The sequence below is a fragment of the Paraburkholderia sp. genome, from assembly GCF_034668105.1.
Lineage (GTDB): Bacteria > Pseudomonadota > Gammaproteobacteria > Burkholderiales > Burkholderiaceae > Paraburkholderia.
In genome coordinates, this window is record NZ_JAXDPY010000018.1 from 1 (window position 1) to 18,130 (window position 18,130).

Consider the following 18,130-nt stretch of genomic DNA (forward strand, 5'->3'; position numbering starts at 1 on the left):
CGCAAGACGCAGAACGCAAGACGCAGAACGCAAGACGCAGAACGCAAGACGCAGAACGCAAGACGCAAGACGCAAGACGCAGCACGACGCAGAACGCAGCACGACGCACACGACGCACACGACGCACACGACGCACAACGTCGATGCCAGCTCAGTGTAGATACAGAGACGAATCGGCAGGCTTGTCTCATACCAGGCGGTGCGCCGGAAGCGTTCTGGCGGCAGCTTAACCGATCGGCGGCGCGCCTGTCGCGGTGTATGAATGGGCCGCACGGCTCGGTCCGCGCGCGTCGCACGGTTTAACCGTCGCGTACAATTGGGGCCGTTCAGTTGCTGTTTTCCCCGTTTCACCGCGTTCGCTGCCGATGACGGCGCGGCGCTTCATCTGGATTCCCATGTCTCACGTCACCAGACGCCGGCCCGATGGCCGGCTGATTCTGTTGCTCGGTGCGCTTGCCGCATGCGGGCCGATTTCCATCGATATGTATCTGCCAAGCCTGCCGACTATCGCGCAGGCATTCGCCATCGGCACCGGCGCCGCGCAAACCACGCTGACCAGCTTCATGTTCGGCTTTTCGATCGGCATGCTGCTCTATGGTCCGCTGTCGGATACCTATGGCCGCCGGCCCGTGCTGCTCGGCGGCATCATCATGTATGCGCTGGCCAGCGTGGCATGCGCGCTCTCGTTTTCAATCGGATCGCTGGTGATCTTCCGTTTCGTGCAGGCGCTCGGCGCGGGCGCGGCCTCGGTGCTGGCGCGCGCGATCGCCCGCGACGCGCACGGGCCGACCGATGCCGCACGCGTGCTGTCGATGCTCGCCATCGTCACGTCGATTGGGCCGTTGCTCGCGCCGTTGATCGGCGGCCAGTTGCTGTTGCTCGGCGGCTGGCGTGTCGTCTTTATCGTGCTGACGCTATTCGGTGCGGTGTGCGCGGTGACCGCGTTCCTCAAGGTGCCGGAAACGTGGCCGCCAGAAAAGCGTGCGCACTCGGCGCTGCTGAAATCATTCGGCGCCTATGGCAAGTTGCTGCGCGATCCGGTCGCGTGGGGGCATATGTTGTGCGGCGGCATGGCGTTCGCCTCGATGTTCGCGTACATCACCGCGACGCCGTTTGTGTACATCGAATATTTCCACGTATCGGCGCAGCATTACGGCTTTTTGTTCGCGCTGAATATCGTCGGCATCATGTTCGGCAACTTCATGAACACGCGTCTCGTCGGCCGGCTTGGTTCGCTGCCGATCATCTCTTTTGCCGCGACCGTGAGTTGCATCGCGTCCCTGTTCGTCTGCCTCGTCTCGCTCACCGGGTGGGGCGGATTGTGGTCGATTGTGTTCGGGCTGTTCTTCGTGGTCGGCGTCGTCGGACTGTTATCCGCTAACTGTACGACCGATCTGATGCATCGCTATCCGGTGAATGCCGGCGCTGCGGCCGCCGTGTTCGGCGCCGTGCAGTTGGCGCTCGGTGCGTTGTCGAGTCTCGCCGTCGGACTTTGGCAGGATGGCTCGCCTAAAGGCATGGGTGTCGTGGTGGGCGTTGCGGGCGTGCTGTGTTACGTCGGCCGGATTCTGGTTGTCAAATGGCATGGAATGAAGACGCCGGTCTCCGCCGTTTGAGTCTGCGTTCAGCTGGATGGGGCGGGAGTTCATCGCTCAAGGCGGCTCATTGTTCCTTAGCCGAAACGTATAGCAAGCCTGGCTTCGGCGTCCCGCGCCAAACCGCGCGTCTACGGAAAACACCAGGTGTTGCGCGCGCGCGACCGTGCGTATCAATTTGCATTGCTATGATGGCGTCACTGTTCCTCGGAGCGGCACTCATGGCGATCAGAGATTTGATGAACGGCGAGCGGCAACATGCCGCCTTCGCGGAAGCGCAGAAGCTGGCAGACAGCGGCGCCTATCACGATTACACAGACATCGAATACGTCTTGCGCTTTGACTATGGTTTGTCTGATGTATCGGCGCTGCTCGACAGCCAGTTGATGCATCGCGATCTGAATCGCCGTTGCGCCGATGCGCGTGAGAAGCTGGACGCGCTTAGCGTGTGAGGCGAATGGCGTATTGGCGTTAGCGACAGGCGCATTGCGATTGGCGATTGGCGCGTGGCGGAACCGGTCGAGCGCTTGTTTGCAGAATCGCGTGACGCGCGTGAAGATCTTGCGGCGACCGAGACGCTGCACGGAGCGTTCGCGACGGTTGCCTGTTGCGCGATGTCTTCATTGTTTTCACCCAAGATCTGTGCGCGTACGACCTGCGTGCGAGTGAGTCGCGTGCAGTGTGATGCGCATGATCACGCCCCGCGAAAGTACCATCCCCTTTGGAGTCGTATTCACGGCTCATAGCCCGCACGTTCCGCATCTGGCGGGAGACGCCCGGCCGGCACAGGCTGTCGTGCCAGTCCCACATCTGCATTACCGGTTCAAGGTTGAGGTAGAGGCGACCGCGCTGATATAAGTCGTGGCCGTGGTGTCGAGGTATCGCCGGAGTGGAATCACCAGCCCTTGAACTGGACATTGCCTACGCCGGAGGCGATATTCACGCCGATATTGTCGCTTGCGCCTCTCCGCGCACTTGCTTCTACGGCACCGGACGCGCCAGCTTTCGCGCTGCCGCCGACGTCCTGCGGATGGGACAGCTGGGCCCAGCCGAACATCGCGTTTATCACTTCCCGCAGCCGCCATAATAACCGCCGACGTCAACAGCCAGGTTTGAGCGTCGTGAGCTTGCATCGATATAAGCACCACCTCGTCACAGAGCCTTACTGTTGAAATGGACTGACGTCTCCTACTGGGAGCCGTGTTCTGCGAAGCCGAATTTGACCTTTCACATAGATAGGAATCGCGAATGAAAGTCCAGCAAATCAATCCGCAACTGACCGACCCTGGTAACGCCGGCGTTGCACAAAACGACGGGCAGGGTGCGCAGCCACGGGTATCGCCCGCGAAATTCGATACATCAAGCACCGGTGATACACCGTACCGCAGCTCAGCCGATGCGAGCTCCGTGCCGGACCCCGCACTAACTCCTCCTGCCCAAGGTGCGCCCGGCACCTGGGTTGAGCAGAAATCGCCCCAGATGGTGACGCGCTGGCAGCGGGACGACCAAGGCAAACCAGTTCTTAAAGAAGTCAATCCGACACAGAATCGCGACGGCTCAACAAACAACATTGCGACTGGGTTCAAGCTGGACGCCAGCGGGAACCCTGTGCTCATCGGTGCTCATATTGACCCGCGTCCTTCGCGCGACACCAGCCAGGACCGGACAGCTGCAGATGTCTTCCTGAAAGGCCTCAAGGATGGTGCCACTCACCCTGGAAAGTTCTTCGGCGAGCTTGCAGACAATGCCACGGGGGATGAATCGGGCACTAACAAAAAGAGGGGCGAGGAAGCTGACAAGATACTTGCCCAATTACCTGTCGTCGGCACGGCGCTAACCATCACGGGTGGGCTTGCCGGAGAACCCAATCCGGATGGAAGCCCGCAACTTCCGACCCCGGACGTTCAGCCGGATGTGCCGGAAAATACGTTCGGGGGGCGGCCGGCAGGTGGACCGGCCAGGGGCGAACCTGAAGCGAAACCCGGGGCCCATGATGGTGCGGCCGGTCCGTCAAATGAGCCACGAAGGGATAAGCCGCCCGCTCAGGACTCGGGAACGAATGCACCGGCTACGCCAGGTGCGCAATTCGATGTACCCGCGCAATATGCCCGCAAACCGAGCGGCGACCTGCACGCCGATCCGGGCACTCAAGGTGTGCTCAGGGACGATAAGGGCCAAGCTTATATCGACAGGTCCGGTAAGACATACCCGGTCAGATACGACAAGGACAATGGCACGTGGCGCGTGTACAACTCCGATGATCCGGCGAAGTTTCAATATCCCGTCAGACAGGATGAGCATGGCGACTGGCAGGTGCACGACGACGTCGGTCTCAAGGGCGGGGGGAATGCAACCAATGTCCCGCCGGATCTTCAGGCACGACGAACGGAGCTGGAAAATCAGCGACAACAATTACAGCATGACCAGCACGAGCTGGAAGAACAGATACGTCAGTTTCCAGGTCCCCAGCATGCGGGTCGTTCAGGTATGGAACTGGCCTATCTGGACAATATGTTGCGGGGCCGTCTCGTTGACGTGAACAATCGACTGCAGAACGTGAATCAGGAATTGCAGCAAGTGCTGCAACAGATACAACAGTTCCACTAGGTGCAAATTGTGGCCGCAATAGAGAGCGCCCCGTAAGCCACTCAGGCTGAATGGTCCTGGCGGTTGGGCCGGTGTCTAACCGTTGGGGATTCGGATGGAAATCGTGCGGTTGAGGCACGGAAGCCCGGTTGATGGGCTTCCCGGCAATTGAATCAGAGCGATTCGGAAGGGTTGAAACAGTTGTTCTGGCGGAGGCGGTGAGATTCGAACTCACGGAAGGATCACTCCTTCGCCGGTTTTCAAGACCGGTGCCTTAAACCACTCGGCCACACCTCCAAGCCCTAAATTGTAACCTGAAAAATCCTCGTTGCGGCGCTAGGGGAGGTCGCAATCACTGCGGATCTTTCAGAAACAGTTCCTGCAGATCGTTCAGGAAGGCCTGGCCAAGCGGCGTCGGCGCAATCTTTTGGTGGTCGCGTGTAATTAGCTTGCGCCGTTCCGCCTCCTGCAAAGCCGGCTCGATCGAGGTCATCGACATACCCGTGCGCTCGATAAACCGATGCACCGGAAAGCCTTCCACCAGCCGCAACGCGTTCAGCATGAACTCGAACGGCAGATCGCGCGGCCCCACTTCATGCTCTTCCTGCACCGCCGTGCCGGCCAACGCCTGCTCGATGAACGTGGCCGGATGCTTATAGCGCGCCTGACGCAGCACGCGGTTCGGAAACGACAGCTTGGTGTGCGCACCCGCGCCGATGCCGAGATAGTCGCCGAAGCGCCAGTAATTCAGATTGTGCTTGCTCTGCCGATGCGGCTGCGCATACGCGGAAACCTCGTAGCGTTCGTAGCCGGCAGCCGTTGTGCGTTCGTGAATCCAGTCCTGCATGTCGGCGGACGCATCGTCGTCGGGGAGCGCGGGCGGGAATTTCGCAAACAGCGTGTTCGGTTCGAGCGTGAGGTGATACAGCGACAAATGCGGCGGCGCGAACGACAGCGCCGTCTCCACGTCGGCCTGACATTGCGCGAGCGTCTGCTGCGGCAGCGCGAACATCAGATCGAGGTTGAAGTTATCGAAGGTGGTTGCGGCCACTTCCACAGCATGGCGTGCTTGCGTCGCATCGTGAATCCGGCCGAGCGCCTTCAGATGCGCTTCATTGAAACTCTGAATGCCCACCGACAGGCGATTCACGCCGCTCGCGCGAAACTGCGCGAACTTGGCGGCTTCGAACGTACCCGGGTTGGCTTCGAGCGTGATTTCCGCATCGGCGTCGAGCGGCAGCAGCGCGCGCACGTCGGACAGCATGCGGTCGAGCCCGGCTGCCGACAGCAAGCTGGGCGTGCCACCGCCAATGAACACCGTATGCACCTGGCGCCCCCACACCAGCGGCAGCGCCATCTCGAGGTCGGCGCGCAACGCGTCGAGATACTCGGTTTCCGGGAACGTGTCGCCCTTCCATTCATGCGAGTTGAAGTCGCAGTACGGGCATTTGCGCACGCACCATGGAAAATGCACATACAGCGCCAACGGCGGCAACGACGTCAGGCGAATGCTGCCCGGCGACGTGAATGCCTTGATGACGCCGTTGCCGATATCGGCGGGCGCCGGTTTGATCGGAATCACGCTTCCTCCGTCAAACGCGCGAGCAGTTGGCGCAACGCAATCGCGCGATGGCTGCTGGCGTTCTTCACCGCCGGTTCGAGTTCCGCGGCGCTCGCATTCAGCGACGGCAGGAAGAAGTACGGGTCGTAGCCGAAACCATGGCCGCCGCGCGGCGCATCCAGCATTTCGCCATGCCAGCGGCCTTCGGCGATCAGCGGTTCGGGATCGTCCGCATGACGCACGAGCGCCAGCACGCAGTAGTAATACGCGCGACGATCGGTCTCACCTTGCAAGGCTGCAACGAGTTGCGCGTTGTTGGCCGCGTCGCTCTTTTCGCCGCCCGCGAGCTGCGCGTAACGCGCCGAATAAACGCCCGGCGCGCCGCGCAGCGCGCGCACGCACAAGCCGGAATCGTCGGCGAGCGCGGGCAGGCCGGTGAGTCGCGCCGCGTGACGCGCCTTGGTCAGCGCGTTTTCGACGAAGGTCGGATACGGCTCTTCCGCTTCCGGCACGTTCAGTTCGCCTTGCGGAATCAGCTCGATGCCGGCCGCGCCGAGCAGCGCCGCGAACTCGCGCAGCTTGCCCGCGTTGTTCGACGCCAGCACGACTTTCTTTAACGGCGAGTCAGACGCAACCGAGCCGTTGTCGTGACGAACTTCACTCACTCTTTTGCTCCAGCGCCTCTTTCTGCTTCGCGATCAGCGTGTTGATGCCGTCGCTCGCCAGATCGAGCAGCGCGTTCATTTCATCGCGCGAGAAAGGCACGCCTTCGGCCGTGCCCTGAATTTCGACGAAGCCGCCCGCGCCCGTCATCACCACATTCATGTCGGTGTCGCATTGCGAATCTTCGTCGTAGTCGAGATCCAGCACCGGCAGGCCGTCGTACACGCCGACTGAAATAGCCGCGACATAGTCGCTGATCGGCGAGCTGTCGATGCGCCCAGTAGCCAGCAGCCTCGCCACCGCGTCATGGGCGGCCACGAAGGCGCCGGTGATGCTGGCCGTGCGCGTGCCGCCGTCCGCCTGGATGACATCGCAATCGATATGCAGCGTGCGTGCGCCGAGCTTCTCGAGATCGAACACCGAGCGCAGCGCGCGGCCGATCAAACGCTGGATTTCCTGAGTGCGGCCGGTTTGCTTGCCACGCGCGGCTTCGCGATCGCTGCGCGTGTGCGTGGCGCGCGGCAGCATGCCGTATTCGGCGGTCAGCCAGCCCTGGCCACGGTCGCGCAGGAACGACGGCACGCTTTCGGCGATACTCGCCGTGCAGATGACCTTGGTGTCGCCGAATTCGACCAGCACCGAGCCCTCCGCGTGCTTCGTGTAGTGGCGCGTGATGCGCACGTCGCGCAGCTGATTGGCCTGGCGGCCGCTGGGGCGTTGGGTGTGGTTGGTCATGTTGGATGGTCTGGAAGACAGGCAGGAGGGAAAGCGCAATTTTACCGCTGATCGCGGCGGGCGCGGGGCAGCCGGTCGCTGGGACGCCTGCCCGCATGTGGCGGGGCTCTGCGCGAGGCAGCGCTTTATGCGTGCTGCCCTCGTTGGAAGCGGGCTTGGCAGGGGGCTGAGAAGCGGATTAAGAAGCGGATTAAGAAGCGGGTCCGGAAGCGGGCCCGCCAGCAAAAATGGGATAATGTGGATTCTCCGCCCCGCGTCTCGTCAACGCCGGGCGCTTCGACTCTCCGGCCATCGTCGAACGCATGGCCACAATCGCGAGAAACACGATGATCTACAGTATGACTGGCTATGCGAGCGCCACGCGCGAACTCGTCGCGGCCTCGGGCACAGGTGGCGTGAGCGTATCGGTTGAACTGCGCACTGTGAACTCGCGCTTTCTCGATCTGAACTTCCGGATGCCGGAAGACGTGCGCGCCTCTGAACCGACGTTGCGCGAAATGCTGATGAACAAGCTCTCGCGCGGCAAGGTCGACATCCGTATCAATCTGCAGCGCAGCGAGCAGTCGGCCAACGCGGGCTCGGTCAATCGCGAAGCGCTGGCGCAACTGGCGTTGCTCGAGCGCACGGTGTTGTCGACGTTTCCGGAAGCAGGGCGCCTGCGTACCGGCGAAATTCTGCGCTGGCCGGGCGTGCTGGCCGAAACCGGCGTGGCGCCGGAAGTGCTGCGCGATGCGGTGCTCGCGTGCGGCAAGCAGGCGATTGCCGATCTGATCGACGTGCGTGCCCGCGAAGGCGCGCAACTCGCCACCATGCTGCTCGCCAACGTGACCGAAATGGAAGCGATCGTCACGAAGATTACGCCGCTCGTGCCGGAGCTGATCGCGAAGCACCAGCAGAAGATCGTCGAGCGTCTGCAGGAAGCGCTCGGCATCGCGGCGCCCGATACGGCGGCGACGCTTGTCTCACGCGAGGAAATCAACGAACGGATTCGCCAGGAAGTGACGATGTACGGCATCCGCATCGACATCGCCGAAGAACTGTCGCGCCTCACGGCTCATCTGAACGAAACGCGTCACGTGATCGAGAAGGGCGGCAAGGTCGGCAAGCGGCTCGACTTCATGATGCAGGAGCTGAATCGCGAAGCGAACACGCTCGGTTCGAAGGCGGCTGCGAAGGAACTGGCCGATTCGTCGATGACCCTGAAGTTGCTCATCGAGCAGATGCGCGAGCAAGTACAAAATCTGGAATAAGGCTGGAGCAACACGAACATGACCGACCACACACGCGAACACAGCGCACCGCGCAATCCTTACGCCGGTGCTTATCCCGGCAATCTGTTCATGGTTGTCGCGCCCTCGGGCGCGGGCAAGTCGACGCTCGTGAATGCGCTGCTCGCCGGCGACGACGCGATCCGTCTGTCGATCTCATACACCACGCGCCCGCCGCGTCCGAAGGAGCAGGACGGCGAGCACTATCACTTCACGACCGTCGACGATTTCCTGACGCGTCACGCGGAAGGCGAGTTTCTGGAAAGCGCGGAAGTGCATGGCAACTACTACGCCACTTCGCGGGTGTGGATCGAAGAGCAGATGAAAAGCGGGCATGACGTGCTGCTCGAAATCGATTGGCAAGGCGCGCAGCAGGTGAAGAAACAGTTTCACAATGCTGTCGAAATTTTCATCTTGCCGCCGTCGCTCGATGCGCTCGAAGAGCGTCTAAAAAAGCGCGGCCAGGACGAGCCGAACGTGATCACGCGGCGTCTTCTCGCCGCCGGTAGCGAGATGGCGCACGCGGCCGAAGCGGAATATGTCGTGATCAACGAGAACTTCGATCGCGCGCTCGGCGAACTGCAGTGCCTCGTGGCGGCGACGCGTTCGCGCTTCGCCTCGCAATACGCGCGCCACACGCAGCTTTTCGTGCAGCTCGGAATCCACCTGCCACACGCGTGAGCGCGGCGGTGTATCGAGCACATAAGGTAGAATAAGCGACATCAATTAACGCCCCCAGACCTGTCGCTTTGCGCCAGGCCCCCCGAGGGGGACAAGAAAACTTGGGGCGGCCCAGCGTTTTCTTGCAAGAAGGAACCCAACATGGCCCGCATTACCGTCGAAGACTGCCTCAAACAGATCCCGAACCGTTTCGAACTCGCGCTTGCCGCGACCTATCGCGCGCGTCAGCTCGCACAAGGTCACACGCCGAAGATCGAAAGCCGCGACAAGCCCACGGTCGTCGCATTGCGTGAAATCGCAGCTGGCCAGGTCGGCGTCGAAATGCTGAAGAAGGTGCCGGTTTAACGCGCGCTGGTCCGCCTTCGCGATTTTGCGATTTTTGCTTTACCTGCATTTGCTACACGTATTTGCCACAAGTAGTTGCATCAACGTACAGACCGGCGTCCAACCCTAACCGCTACGGAGGCGAAATTGAGTACGACCCCGCCCACCGCCACGGAAGTGGAACACGACGCCGATTCGCCCTCGTCTGCACGCAAGTACATCGACGCGGTCCTCGAACAGTCGTTTCGCCATCTGTTCGGGCCGACCGCCACGCCGGAGCAACCGCGCCGGCATGACGTCGTTTCGATCGCCAAGCTGACGTCCGCCTTGTCCGGCTATTTGCAGCCGGAAGAGATCAAGGACATCAAGGCGGCGTTCCATTTCAGCGACGAAGCCCACCTCGGGCAGTATCGCCAGAGCGGCGAACCGTACATCACGCATCCTGTCGCCGTCGCGGAAATCTGCGCCGGCTGGAATCTCGACGCCCAGTCGATCATGGCGGCGCTGCTGCATGACGTGATGGAAGACCAGGGCGTGACCAAGGCCGAACTCGCGGAGCGATTCGGCGCGAAGGTCGCGGAACTGGTCGACGGCTTGTCGAAGCTGGACAAGATGGAGTTTCGCAATCGCGAAGAGGCGCAGGCGGAAAACTTCCGCAAGATGCTTCTCGCAATGGCGCGCGACGTCCGCGTGATCCTGGTGAAGCTTGCCGACCGCCTGCACAACATGCGCACGCTGGGTGCGGTGCCGCATGAAAAGCGCCGCCGCGTGGCGCGCGAAACGCTGGACATCTACGCGCCGATCGCCCATCGGCTCGGCCTGAACAATACCTATCGCGAGCTGCAGGACCTGAGCTTCGCGAACTTCAATCCGCATCGGTACGCCACGCTCGAGAAAGCCGTCAAGGCTGCGCGTGGCAACCGGCGTGAGGTGGTCGGCAAGATTCTCGAGTCGGTGCAGCGCGCAATTGCCGACGCGAAGCTCGCCGCCGAAGTCACCGGCCGCGAAAAGACCATCTTCAGCATTTACAAGAAGATGCGCGACAAGCAGCTGTCGTTTTCGCAGGTGCTCGACGTGTACGGCTTTCGCGTAGTGGTCGAAAGTGCGTTGGAGTGCTACACCTGCATCGGCGCGTTGCATGCGCTCTACAAGCCTGTGCCGGGCAAGTTCAAGGATTACATCGCGATCCCGAAGGTGAACGGCTATCAGTCGCTGCATACCACGCTGGTCGGCCCGTTCGGCGCGCCGATCGAGTTCCAGGTGCGTACGCGCAAGATGCACGAGATCGCCGAAGCGGGCGTCGCCGCGCACTGGCTGTACAAGAACGGCGGCGCGGATCTGAACGATGTGCAGAAGCGCGCGCATCAATGGCTCAAGTCGCTGCTCGACATTCAGAGCGAAGCGGGCGATTCGAGCGAATTCCTCGAACACGTCAAGATCGATCTGTTCCCGGACGCGGTTTACGTGTTCACGCCGAAGTCGAAGATCATGGCGCTGCCGCGCGGCGCCACCGCGCTCGACTTCGCGTATTCGATCCACAGCGACCTGGGTAACCAGTGCGTCGCGGTGAAGATCAACAATGAACTGCTGCCGCTGCGTACCGAGCTGAAGAGCGGCGATATCGTCGAAGTGATCACGGCGCCGTATTCGAAGCCGAATCCGGCGTGGCTCGGTTTTGTACGCACTGGCAAGGCCCGTTCGGCGATCCGCCATTATCTGAAGACAATGCGACTGAACGAGTCCGTGCAGCTCGGCGAGCGGCTGGTCGATCAGGCGTTGAAGGGCTATGGCCTGGCGCTTTCGGATGTCACACCGGAAGCGTGGGAAAAACTCGTGCAGTGGACGGGCAACAAGAACCGTCAGGAAATCTTCGCGGATATCGGCCTCGGCCGGCGCGTCGCGGCGGTCATGGCCAAGCGCATCGAAGTGCTGATGAGCGGCCGCGACGCCGACGACGACGGCTCGCGCGACGGCACAGTGTCGCATGCGCCGCCAGTTGTCATCACCGGCACTGAAGGCATGTCGGTGCAACTGTCCGCATGCTGCCGGCCGATCCCGGGCGACGACATCATGGGCTACATCGGCATCGGCCTCGGCATGGCGATCCACACCACGGATTGCCGCGTTGCACAGCGTATCCACCGCCGCGATCCGGGCCGTTGGATCGACGTGGCATGGGCGCCGCAGCCGGGCCGCCTGTTCGACGTCGCGGTGAAGGTGCTGGTAAAGAACACTAAGGGTGTTTTCGCCCGCGTGGCGGCCGATATTACGTCGGCGGATGCCAACATCGTCCACATCGCCATGGACGAAGACCTGTCCCAGGAATCCACGGTGCTGCGCTTCGTCATCCAGGTCAGCGATCGCGTCCATCTCGCCAACGTGATGCGTCGCGTCCGGACCAATCCGGACGTGATGCGCATTGCGCGCGAGCGGCCGAGCGAAGAAGGTCATCACCGTCATGACGGCGGGATGCGGATCGACCGCGAGCGGGCGGATTACTGATCTGACGGCTGGGTGAGTCTGCTCGACGAACGCCGGGCGTCTGGTTGCCTCGGGCGGCTTCGGACCTTTTCGAATCTGAACGCACCCCGCGCCAGCGAGTCTCACCGGAACTTCAAGGGAGAACGCTTATGAACGTTGCTGACCTCACCGGGATGGCGCTCGATTATTGGGTCGCCCGCAGCCTGCACGACTTCGTGCGCGAAATCCACTTTACCGACAGCGGCGAAACCGTCTCGATCCGCGGCATCGATCGCGGCCGTCCATGGGATGGCCGTTTTACGCCGTCCACGTCATGGGAAGCGGCCGCAGCGGTGCTGGAGCGCGCGCAACGGCTGGAAGTGCGAGAGCGAACTGAGCATGGCGCGGCACATTGCATCGCGGAATTCGAAGGCGGCCATCGAACCGTGGAAGGGCGGGGCGACTCGTTGCGCGTCGCGCTGCTGCGGGCGTTCGTCGAAAGCCGCTTTGGTGATCGCGTGGACGATGTGTTGCGCGAGGCGCAGGCTGTCACGGGAGCGCGTGCGGAGCCGATCGGCGAGGATTTGCAAGGAGGCTCATTCGAGGATGTGCCCAGTCCCGAAGGGCAGATCGGAGATATTCAGGCGCCCCCGCGCTAGTTGCCGTGACCCTGCCCAGGCCTTCTGGCTCGGTGGGGCTTAACCTGGCGGGCGCGCTGAAGCAAAACGGTCACGCAAAAACAAAGGGCCTTCCGATCGGAAGGCCCTTCATAAATGGTGCGGCTGGCAGGATTCGAACCCACGACCCCTTGGTTCGTAGCCAAGTACTCTATCCAACTGAGCTACAGCCGCACGCTAAACAGGTGATACTGCGATGAAACCGGGGTAAAACATAGGGCCTCCCCGGAGGGAGGCCCTCAAATAAGTGGTGCGGCTGGCAGGATTCGAACCCACGACCCCTTGGTTCGTAGCCAAGTACTCTATCCAACTGAGCTACAGCCGCACGCAGAAACGAGATTATAGCAAAGGTTTTCAAAAAGGGAAGCATGTAACTGCGATTTGTCTCATTGCCCTGATCGTGTACTCTTGATAGGCAGTCGCTTGCTGCAGTTAATGGACCATCATGAACAAGGCCTTTGTCAAAGAGTCGAGTGAAGAGAATGACGACGATCTCGACGTCGCCCAGCCCGAAATCCCCGCGGGTACCAAAAACTACATCACGCCCGCCGGTTACCGGCGTATGCGCGATGAACTGCTGCATCTGATCGATGTGGATCGCCCCGAGGTGGTCAAACTGGTGTCGTGGGCGGCCTCCAACGGCGACCGCTCGGAAAACGGTGACTACATCTATGGTAAGCGCCGTCTGCGGGAAATCGACCGGCGAATTCGCTTCCTGACCAAACGGCTCGATCTTGCCGAAGTGGTCGACAGCAGCAAGCAGGAAAACGTCGATCAGGTGTTTTTCGGTGCGACGGTGGAATACGCCACGGAAGACGGCGAGGTGCATACCTTGACCATTGTCGGTGTCGATGAGGTCGATCTGGACGTCGGCCACGTGAGCTGGATTTCACCGATCGCGCGAGCGCTGCTCAAGGCGAAAATCGACGATACGGTGACTTTGTACACACCGGCCGGCCCGCAGCCGATCGAGATCCTGGACGTCAAGTATCCGCTGCCTGATACCGGCGGCTAGGGTAGTGCATGAGCGCGGTGTATGAGCCGGGCGAGGGCGCGCGGCTCAGGCACCGGCAGTTTCAGGGCAATCGCCGGCAATTCGTTCCGATTCGGTATCTCGCGCCGGTCTATCGCTTTCCCCCTTGCAGAGCGTGCTTTCAGCGCGGCATAAAAAAAGGCGCCGCGGACGGCGCCTTCGATACTTTTGCAGGTATTGCCAAACGCTTTAGAAGCGGTGACGCAGTCCTGCGGTCACAGCGACTTGCTTGTTGTTGCCCGAAGCGCCAAGGCCGTTGATGTCGGCGTCGACGATGGCGCCTTCATTGACTTGCTGGTACTCACCCTGCAGGTACACGTCCGTACGTTTGGACAGCGCGTACGCCGTTTGCAAGTTGAACTGGTTCCAGTGCGGACGCGTGCCGGCCAGGCTGGCACGGGTGTACGTGTACGAACCGGCGATGCTCACCGCCGGCGTCAGCGCGTAGCGAGCATTAGCTTCGAAGTTCTGAAAGTGTGCGCTATCGCCGTTGAAGCCGCCGATACCCGCTGTTTGACCCGACGCACCTGCGCCAATACCGGCCAGGCCGCCCAGATTTGTTTGCGAGTACACGAGGCCGAACGTGGCCGGGCCGAACGCATAGTTAGCCCCGGCGCCCCACGTTTGCTGGCGGCCAGCAAAGAACGTGTTGTCGCTCGACACTGCGCCGCCCGAATTGAATGCGGCCGCCGCACCCGTTGCGCCGTTGCTGTTCAGTTGCAAGTAGGCTGCGGCGAGGTTCAGGCCGCCCCAGTTATACGATGCACCCGCGCTGTAAGCACGGTTGTTGGCGAAGCCGTCGGCCTGATTCGAGAAGCCGTACAGAGCGCCGAACTTGAAGCCGCCATAGTTCACGCTTTGGTATTTGACCGAGTTGTTGATGCGGAACGAGTTGTTCAGGTTGTCGTTGTCAAACGGGTGCGCGAACTGCGTGCCGCCGTATTGAGTGCCGGTGAGTGCCAGCGGACCCACGTAGTCGACCATGCTGTCATATTGGCGGCCGAGGGTTACCGAGCCGAACTGGTCGCTCGTCAGCCCGACGAACGCTTGACGGCCGAATTCGCGGCCACCTTGTTTCAGCGTGCCGTCATTAATGCCAAAGCCGTTTTCCAACGTGAAAATCGCCTTGAGACCGCCACCCAGGTCTTCAGAACCGCGCAAGCCCCAGCGGCTGCCGTTTACCGAGCCGCTCGTTTCTTGCCAGTTGCTGTGACCGTGCTGGTTATTCGTATAGGTGATGCCGGCGTCGATCAAGCCATACAACGTAACGCTGCTTTGGGCATGCGCTGCCGTTGCAAAAACGCCCGTGAGGGCCGCGACCATGAGAGTCTTTTTCATCTTTGTAACTCCGAGAGCGAGAGGGGGCATTTTTAACCCAGGCTTAAGGAGACCTTCACGCGGGCGCTGCGAGAGGCGAAATCCGCATGACAAGCGCGCTGTACTCCAAACGCGCCGGTTTCCAATTAGGCAGAGTGTAGATAGACCCTCGCTAAACGAGCATTCCGATTCCCACAATAAAGTATTACCGAATATGAAACGATGGACGAATGCCGTTTAAGCCTTGCTGATAAAGGCTTGCGGCGGCATTGGGGGAGAGTAAAAGCGGATGTGGCCGAACTGCGTTGCTCATTTACGACAGTAATCGATGCAAAAAAACAACGTGGTAAATCCATAAAGAAATGATTGTTGTCGCGATGGCAACAGATGATTGTCGATTATGCGAATGATCGGTATCGGCTAATCCGCTATACTGAAATCTCTGCTTTCCGAAGCAGACTTTTTCGTTGACGAAAAAGATCTCCAAACCTTTGTCGGCGCGACTTTCCAGTCGCGCTTTTTTTTGCCCGTCGATTTTGGAATTGCAGATGCGGGTCAGTGCGCGGGTGCGGCACCGTCCACTTCGTTCCAATCAGTTGCCAGAGGCGCTCCAGTCTTCCATCACGTAACGACGGGCGTCCATGGGCGACGAGAGCAGATTTTGCCAGTGGTCGCCGTGCCACATAAAATCGAATTCGAAGATCGAATATGACCCATCGGTCGGCTTGGATTGAACTGGAACCGTTTTTACGTGCGATTGCGTGAGCCAGGCGATGGAGCGACGGAATTGATTGAACAACATGGCAATCTCCTGATTCGCATTGACTCCTTGCGACTGATTTTCATCATCCTGGGTTGAGTGCGGCGCAACAACTCGGGCAAACACTTACCATAAACATTTCTTGTACAGATGCCGGCGGCATGCTGAAAATTTTTCCCGATTTTCCGCGAGTCGGGCTTCGCGTGGGTAATATTGACATGGGCTGATTATTCAGTTCTCACTGAATATGCGAATATAATTTTATTCATCTGACATTGACTTATGGCGCAGCGTGCTAAGGAGAGACGAAAAATTCGCTTGACGTTGATTCTGCGTTACCCGTATAACGGCAATGCTGAATTTTCAATCGTCAAATCTGATAGTGGAGGAGTCTTCAGAGATGCTCGATCGTCAATGAAACGACATTGAAATACAGCTTGAGGGCAATGCCCGATTTTGATTAATCCTCGAGGGAAACTGGAATATGGAAACTGGTATCGTCAAATGGTTCAACGATGCTAAGGGCTTTGGCTTCATTACATCGGATTCGGGTGGCGAAGACCTGTTCGCGCACTTTTCGGAGATCCGTGCCGAAGGCTTCAAATCGCTGAAAGAAAGCCAACGCGTTTCTTTCGAGGTCAAGGCAGGTCCGAAGGGCAAGCAGGCGGCGAACATTCAGCCGCTCTGAGCCGCGTTGCGCTGCTCCGCTGGGCGTGGGTTGCCGGGTAGCCAGCTCGCAAGAGAGCCTTCGCTACATGCGGGGGCTTTTTTTATGGCCGCTCATCGTCATTACCCGTTTAAGCTATTAACTATCTGGTCCAGATTAATCCGCCAACGGTGAAAGATAAAAGCGTGCTTTCGAAATTAAAAAGATTGGCGTCGTAAAGTTATAATAATTCCCGCTTTACGAACGGTTCCTGGATCGTCCTGGGATTGCGGTCTTTGCGCCGCGCAGCATCCGGGGCAAAACAATACTGGCCGGGTGCGCGGCGGCTAACTGGTGCATACTTGCCGCAAAGCCACGCGTCCAAAGTATTCCTTTCCATGTCTGAACAGTTTCTGCCGGAACCGGCCCTCGATGTGCCGATCGTCTTCGTCGACCTTGAAACCACCGGTGGCTCGACCAGCGAGCATCGCATCACCGAAGTCGGCGTGGTTGAAATAGGGCCGGCCGGCGTGTCGCGCTGGAGCAGCCTGGTCGATCCTCAGCAAGCGATTCCGTCCTTCATTCAGCAACTCACCGGCATCACGAATGCGATGGTGCGAGGCGCGCCGACTTTCGACGCCATTGCGCCGGCCTTGCATGAGCGCCTGAACGGCAAACTGTTCGTGGCGCACAACGCCAGTTTCGATCGCGGCTTTTTGCGCGGGGAATTTCGCCGGGCCGGGCTCGCATTCGATCCGGATGTACTGTGCACCGTGCGCCTGTCGCGCGCGTTGTTTCCTGCGGAGAAGCGCCACGGGCTCGATGCGTTGGTGGAACGTCATGGTCTCGTCCCGTCCGATCGTCACCGTGCGCTCGCTGACGCCGATCTGATCTGGCAGTTCTGGCAACGACTGCACGGCGGCCTCGTGCCACTGGATGTTTTGCAGGCCCAAATCGAGCGCACCACCCGGCGCTACCGGCTTGCCGGCGACATCACTGAAGATCTGCTCGATACCGCGCCGGCCGGATGCGGCGTCTATGTGTTCTATGGAGAAGGCGATCTGCCGCTCTATGTCGGGCGAAGCGTACGTGTGCGTCAGCGGTTGCGTTCGCATTTGACGGGTGAGCGGCGCTCGTCGAAGGATATGCGGCTCGCGCAGCAGGTGCGGCGTGTCGAGTGGCGGGCGACGGGCGGCGAACTGGGTGCCATGCTCGCGGAGGCGCAGTGGATCGCAACGTTGCGGCCTGGTCATAACCGGCTGCCGCGCGTCACGAAGAGCGATCCAGTCGATGCGCCCTGGCCGTTCGAAGGTCCGATCGTATTCGAGGAGCGTGAGGATGCATCGCATGCGCGCGCTTTTCACGTTGTCGATCGGTGGCGCTACATTGGACATGCCCCTTCACTCGCAGAGGCGACGGCGCTCCAAGCGTCGAGCGTGGCAGCGCCGTTCGAGCTGTCCACCTATCGTCTTCTGCAGAGCCATCTGGCGCGCGGCTTGCGCGTGATGCCACTGGGCGTCTCGAGCGGCACGCCTGTGCCGAGCCTGGCGTGACACGGCTCTTTGCGGAATGGCCTGCTGCTCAGGGCCGATTGACGCTCCGCCTGAGAGCGGCGGACAAGGGGCGCCTCGAGGTGCAGCGTTCGTCTAATACACAACCGCTGAACCGCTGAACCGCTGAACCGCTGAACCGCTCAACCGCTCAACCGCTCAACCGCTCAACCGCTCAACCGCTCAACCGCTCAACCGCTCAACCGCTCAACCGCTCAACCGCTCAACCGCTCAACCGGTCGCGCCCACTCCACCCGCTTCGCACACATGGCCT

The 18,130-nt window shown here is 60.5% G+C and carries 16 protein-coding genes, 3 tRNA genes and 2 pseudogenes; 12 read left to right on the forward strand and 9 right to left on the reverse strand.

Going from position 1 to position 18,130, the window contains the following annotated elements; translation table 11 throughout:
* The first annotated feature begins 395 nt into the window (after nt 1-395).
* From QOC89_RS00855 to QOC89_RS00865, 3 genes and pseudogenes are all read left to right on the forward strand, one after another.
* A complete protein-coding gene (locus QOC89_RS00855) occupies nt 396-1,616 on the forward strand; it encodes a Bcr/CflA family multidrug efflux MFS transporter (RefSeq protein WP_323043293.1) in 1,221 nt (406 codons plus the stop codon).
* 200 nt (nt 1,617-1,816) lie between these two features.
* The gene (locus QOC89_RS00860) at nt 1,817-2,047 is read left to right on the forward strand and encodes a hypothetical protein (RefSeq protein WP_054037416.1); all 231 of its coding nucleotides are present in this window, start codon (nt 1,817-1,819) and stop codon (nt 2,045-2,047) included.
* Between the two features lie 313 nt (nt 2,048-2,360).
* Nucleotides 2,361-2,453, forward strand: a pseudogene (locus tag QOC89_RS00865) (RidA family protein); the annotation flags it as partial.
* A gap of 37 nt (nt 2,454-2,490) precedes the next feature.
* On the opposite strand, the gene QOC89_RS00870 reads toward QOC89_RS00865, so the two are convergent.
* Nucleotides 2,491-2,652, reverse strand: a complete 162-nt coding sequence (locus QOC89_RS00870; RefSeq protein ID WP_323043294.1) for a hypothetical protein — start codon at nt 2,650-2,652, stop codon at nt 2,491-2,493.
* A gap of 191 nt (nt 2,653-2,843) precedes the next feature.
* Here QOC89_RS00870 and QOC89_RS00875 point away from each other — a divergent pair, with 191 nt between their 5' ends.
* A complete protein-coding gene (locus QOC89_RS00875) occupies nt 2,844-4,202 on the forward strand; it encodes a hypothetical protein (protein WP_323043295.1) in 1,359 nt (452 codons plus the stop codon).
* Nucleotides 4,203-4,388: 186 nt separating this feature from the next.
* Here the strand turns inward: QOC89_RS00875 and QOC89_RS00880 are convergent.
* The 4 genes from QOC89_RS00880 to rph all read right to left on the reverse strand — a co-directional run bounded on the left by QOC89_RS00880 (nt 4,389) and on the right by rph (nt 7,140).
* A tRNA-Ser gene (locus QOC89_RS00880) sits at nt 4,389-4,478 on the reverse strand.
* A gap of 55 nt (nt 4,479-4,533) precedes the next feature.
* Nucleotides 4,534-5,763 (reverse strand): radical SAM family heme chaperone HemW, encoded by a 1,230-nt coding sequence (gene hemW, locus QOC89_RS00885; protein WP_323043296.1) that lies wholly within the window; start codon nt 5,761-5,763, stop codon nt 4,534-4,536.
* Nucleotides 5,760-6,407 carry an RdgB/HAM1 family non-canonical purine NTP pyrophosphatase gene (rdgB, locus tag QOC89_RS00890; protein WP_323043297.1) on the reverse strand — a complete coding sequence of 216 codons (648 nt, stop codon included), beginning with the start codon at nt 6,405-6,407 and terminating at the stop codon, nt 5,760-5,762. Before rdgB ends, hemW begins: the two co-directional genes overlap by 4 nt.
* Nucleotides 6,400-7,140, reverse strand: a complete 741-nt coding sequence (rph, locus tag QOC89_RS00895; protein WP_323043298.1) for a ribonuclease PH — start codon at nt 7,138-7,140, stop codon at nt 6,400-6,402. The genes rdgB and rph overlap by 8 nt, the downstream gene beginning before the upstream one ends.
* Nucleotides 7,141-7,466: 326 nt before the next feature.
* On the opposite strand from rph, the gene QOC89_RS00900 reads away from it, so the two are divergent.
* The 5 genes from QOC89_RS00900 to QOC89_RS00920 all read left to right on the forward strand — a co-directional run bounded on the left by QOC89_RS00900 (nt 7,467) and on the right by QOC89_RS00920 (nt 12,532).
* On the forward strand, nt 7,467-8,390 hold the full coding sequence (locus QOC89_RS00900; protein ID WP_323043299.1) for a YicC/YloC family endoribonuclease: 924 nt from the start codon (nt 7,467-7,469) through the stop codon (nt 8,388-8,390).
* Between the two features lie 18 nt (nt 8,391-8,408).
* Nucleotides 8,409-9,089: a guanylate kinase gene (gmk, locus tag QOC89_RS00905; RefSeq protein ID WP_323043300.1), complete on the forward strand. Its 681-nt coding sequence runs from the start codon at nt 8,409-8,411 to the stop codon at nt 9,087-9,089.
* Between the two features lie 141 nt (nt 9,090-9,230).
* Nucleotides 9,231-9,434 (forward strand): DNA-directed RNA polymerase subunit omega, encoded by a 204-nt coding sequence (rpoZ, locus tag QOC89_RS00910; RefSeq protein WP_006025620.1) that lies wholly within the window; start codon nt 9,231-9,233, stop codon nt 9,432-9,434.
* A gap of 126 nt (nt 9,435-9,560) precedes the next feature.
* Complete coding sequence (locus QOC89_RS00915) at nt 9,561-11,915, forward strand: RelA/SpoT family protein (RefSeq protein ID WP_323043301.1); 2,355 nt, start codon at nt 9,561-9,563, stop codon at nt 11,913-11,915.
* Between the two features lie 128 nt (nt 11,916-12,043).
* Nucleotides 12,044-12,532, forward strand: a complete 489-nt coding sequence (locus QOC89_RS00920; RefSeq protein ID WP_323043302.1) for a phage protein NinX family protein — start codon at nt 12,044-12,046, stop codon at nt 12,530-12,532.
* Nucleotides 12,533-12,647: 115 nt separating this feature from the next.
* Here the strand turns inward: QOC89_RS00920 and QOC89_RS00925 are convergent.
* Nucleotides 12,648-12,724: transfer RNA gene (locus tag QOC89_RS00925), tRNA-Arg, on the reverse strand.
* Between the two features lie 74 nt (nt 12,725-12,798).
* Nucleotides 12,799-12,875: transfer RNA gene (locus QOC89_RS00930), tRNA-Arg, on the reverse strand.
* 120 nt (nt 12,876-12,995) lie between these two features.
* Between QOC89_RS00930 and greB the strand changes: the two genes are divergently transcribed.
* Nucleotides 12,996-13,565 carry a transcription elongation factor GreB gene (greB, locus tag QOC89_RS00935; RefSeq protein ID WP_323043303.1) on the forward strand — a complete coding sequence of 190 codons (570 nt, stop codon included), beginning with the start codon at nt 12,996-12,998 and terminating at the stop codon, nt 13,563-13,565.
* 207 nt (nt 13,566-13,772) lie between these two features.
* Here the strand turns inward: greB and QOC89_RS00940 are convergent, their stop codons facing one another.
* Nucleotides 13,773-14,921: a porin gene (locus tag QOC89_RS00940; RefSeq protein ID WP_323043304.1), complete on the reverse strand. Its 1,149-nt coding sequence runs from the start codon at nt 14,919-14,921 to the stop codon at nt 13,773-13,775.
* A gap of 534 nt (nt 14,922-15,455) precedes the next feature.
* Nucleotides 15,456-15,702 (reverse strand): annotated as a pseudogene (locus QOC89_RS00945) (hypothetical protein).
* Nucleotides 15,703-16,144: 442 nt separating this feature from the next.
* Here QOC89_RS00945 and QOC89_RS00950 point away from each other — a divergent pair.
* Nucleotides 16,145-16,348: a cold-shock protein gene (locus tag QOC89_RS00950; RefSeq protein ID WP_159003235.1), complete on the forward strand. Its 204-nt coding sequence runs from the start codon at nt 16,145-16,147 to the stop codon at nt 16,346-16,348.
* A 356-nt stretch (nt 16,349-16,704) separates the two neighbouring features.
* On the forward strand, nt 16,705-17,859 hold the full coding sequence (locus tag QOC89_RS00955) for an exonuclease domain-containing protein (protein ID WP_323043305.1): 1,155 nt from the start codon (nt 16,705-16,707) through the stop codon (nt 17,857-17,859).
* The last annotated feature ends 271 nt before the right edge of the window (nt 17,860-18,130 follow it).

Bases quoted from the DNA above. Each gene is read 5' to 3' on its own strand.
- QOC89_RS00855 (WP_323043293.1), top strand. From the start codon at position 396: ATGTCTCACGTCACCAGACGCCGGCCCGATGGCCGGCTGATTCTGTTG.
- QOC89_RS00860 (WP_054037416.1), top strand. From the start codon at position 1,817: ATGGCGATCAGAGATTTGATGAACGGCGAGCGGCAACATGCCGCCTTC.
- QOC89_RS00870 (WP_323043294.1), bottom strand. From the start codon at position 2,652: ATGTTCGGCTGGGCCCAGCTGTCCCATCCGCAGGACGTCGGCGGCAGC.
- QOC89_RS00875 (WP_323043295.1), top strand. From the start codon at position 2,844: ATGAAAGTCCAGCAAATCAATCCGCAACTGACCGACCCTGGTAACGCC.
- rph (WP_323043298.1), bottom strand. From the start codon at position 7,140: ATGACCAACCACACCCAACGCCCCAGCGGCCGCCAGGCCAATCAGCTG.
- QOC89_RS00900 (WP_323043299.1), top strand. From the start codon at position 7,467: ATGATCTACAGTATGACTGGCTATGCGAGCGCCACGCGCGAACTCGTC.
- gmk (WP_323043300.1), top strand. From the start codon at position 8,409: ATGACCGACCACACACGCGAACACAGCGCACCGCGCAATCCTTACGCC.
- rpoZ (WP_006025620.1), top strand. From the start codon at position 9,231: ATGGCCCGCATTACCGTCGAAGACTGCCTCAAACAGATCCCGAACCGT.
- QOC89_RS00920 (WP_323043302.1), top strand. From the start codon at position 12,044: ATGAACGTTGCTGACCTCACCGGGATGGCGCTCGATTATTGGGTCGCC.
- greB (WP_323043303.1), top strand. From the start codon at position 12,996: ATGAACAAGGCCTTTGTCAAAGAGTCGAGTGAAGAGAATGACGACGAT.
- QOC89_RS00940 (WP_323043304.1), bottom strand. From the start codon at position 14,921: ATGAAAAAGACTCTCATGGTCGCGGCCCTCACGGGCGTTTTTGCAACG.
- QOC89_RS00950 (WP_159003235.1), top strand. From the start codon at position 16,145: ATGGAAACTGGTATCGTCAAATGGTTCAACGATGCTAAGGGCTTTGGC.
- QOC89_RS00955 (WP_323043305.1), top strand. From the start codon at position 16,705: ATGTCTGAACAGTTTCTGCCGGAACCGGCCCTCGATGTGCCGATCGTC.